The organism is Sulfitobacter sp. UBA4523, from assembly GCF_002388305.1.
Taxonomy (GTDB): domain Bacteria; phylum Pseudomonadota; class Alphaproteobacteria; order Rhodobacterales; family Rhodobacteraceae; genus Sulfitobacter; species Sulfitobacter pontiacus.
Window position 1 is genome coordinate 26,715 of the sequence record NZ_DGMH01000017.1, and the last position, 1,557, is coordinate 28,271.

At 64.5% G+C, this 1,557-nt stretch carries 3 protein-coding genes; 1 reads left to right on the top strand and 2 read right to left on the bottom strand.

Features of this window, described 5'->3' with window-relative positions; translation table 11 throughout:
* Together B3849_RS03425 and B3849_RS03430 are read right to left on the bottom strand one after the other, a co-directional pair.
* The gene (locus tag B3849_RS03425; protein WP_180829048.1) at window positions 1-621 is read right to left on the bottom strand and encodes a DUF5671 domain-containing protein; all 621 of its coding nucleotides are present in this window, start codon (window positions 619-621) and stop codon (window positions 1-3) included.
* Window positions 622-627: 6 nt separating this feature from the next.
* Window positions 628-1,083, bottom strand: coding sequence for a nucleoside deaminase (locus B3849_RS03430; RefSeq protein WP_180829047.1), 456 nt, complete (start codon window positions 1,081-1,083; stop codon window positions 628-630).
* Between the two features lie 64 nt (window positions 1,084-1,147).
* Between B3849_RS03430 and B3849_RS03435 the strand changes: the two genes are divergently transcribed.
* A partial coding sequence (locus B3849_RS03435) for a pseudouridine synthase (RefSeq protein ID WP_286779817.1) occupies window positions 1,148-1,557 on the top strand: 410 nt, incomplete at its 3' end.

A 1,557-nucleotide genomic window follows, 5' to 3' on the forward strand; every position in this document is an offset into this window, starting at 1 on the left:
TCACGCCGGAGCCTCTTCGCGCAGATCGCGCAGATAATAGGCAAAGATGCCCCCGGCGACGACCAGCACCACCAGCGCCTTGAGCACGAATTGCGCCGTCAGGTCACCGGTCAGCAGCGCATAGATGGTGGCAATCGAATCCCCTAACATCGTCAGCGCGGCCAAAAGCAGGCCGATGTAGATCATCCATTTGCGGATCGCAGAGCGGTACAGCGCAGGGTCGCGCGCCAGTTTCCGCCGCTCGCGCAAGGTCAGCCACAGATACATCGGTCCGGTCACGATCAACACCGCAACACCCCAGCGGATCGACCGGTCGCTGCCGCCGTCGCCCGTGGCAAAGACCACATCGACCAGCGCCTGTAATACGACAACCAGATTGAACGCGCCAAGGATCAAGACGCAGAACGTCAGCGCATAGGTAAAGAAGTCCCGCGCAGACACCGTCGCCACAGGCCGCGGAATGGGCGGAGAGAACGGCATCTCGTCCCAGCCGTTCAGCGCATCCTGCACCTCAGCGCTGCGCCAACCGGCATGGGTCAGCGCGGATGTGATCTCGGCCCGTGACTTGCCTGCGGCCAAGGCGTCGCGCACGAAAATGCTCAGCTCGTCCCGTTGGGCCATATGGGTCTATCCTTTTCGTTTCTCTGCAAAAAACGCCTTTAGCAGATCTTCGCTTTCGGGCGCTGCAATGGCGTCATAGACGTCGGGGACGTGGTGACATTGCGCGTGGGAAAACACCCGCGCCCCCTGCGCCACACCGCCAGACTTGGGGTCTGACGCGCCGTAGTACAAGCGTGCCACCCGCGCGGCAGAGATCGCGGCGGCACACATGGCGCAGGGTTCCAGCGTCACATAAAGCGCATGCCCGCCCAGCCTTTCGGACCCCGCCGCCGCACAGGCAGCACGGATCGCCAGCACCTCGGCATGGGCGGTGGGATCGTTCAGCTCGCGCGTCCGGTTGCCCGCCTGCGCGACGACCTGTCCGTCGGGTGCCACGATGACCGCGCCCACGGGCACTTCACCACGGGCAGCGGCGGCGCGGGCCTCTTCCAGCGCTTGGGACATATAGGACGTAAAGCTCATACACCTCTCTTGCCCGCAAACGCCGCCCTTTCGCAAGCGCCGGAAACAGGGTAAGCGCTGAAGTATGAGCGCAGATACACCCTCCCAGCCCCCGAAATCCGGCACCCCTCCCGGTGACCGCATTGCCAAAGTCCTGTCCCGTGCCGGCATCGCCAGCCGCCGCGAGGCCGAACGCATGATCGAGGCCGGTCGCGTGCGCGTCAACGGTGCGCAGATCGATTCGCCTGCGTTGAACGTGACGCCTTCGGACGCGATCACCGTCGACGGCAAACCGGTGGGCGAGCCCGAACCGCCCCGCGTCTGGCTGTTCCACAAGCCCACGGGGCTGGTCACCACCAACCGCGACGAAAAGGGCCGCGGCACGATCTTTGACGATCTGCCCGAAGACATGCCCCGCGTCATGAGCATCGGTCGGCTTGACCTCAACTCCGAAGGGTTGCTGCTGCTGACCAATGATGGCGAGGTCAAGCGCCG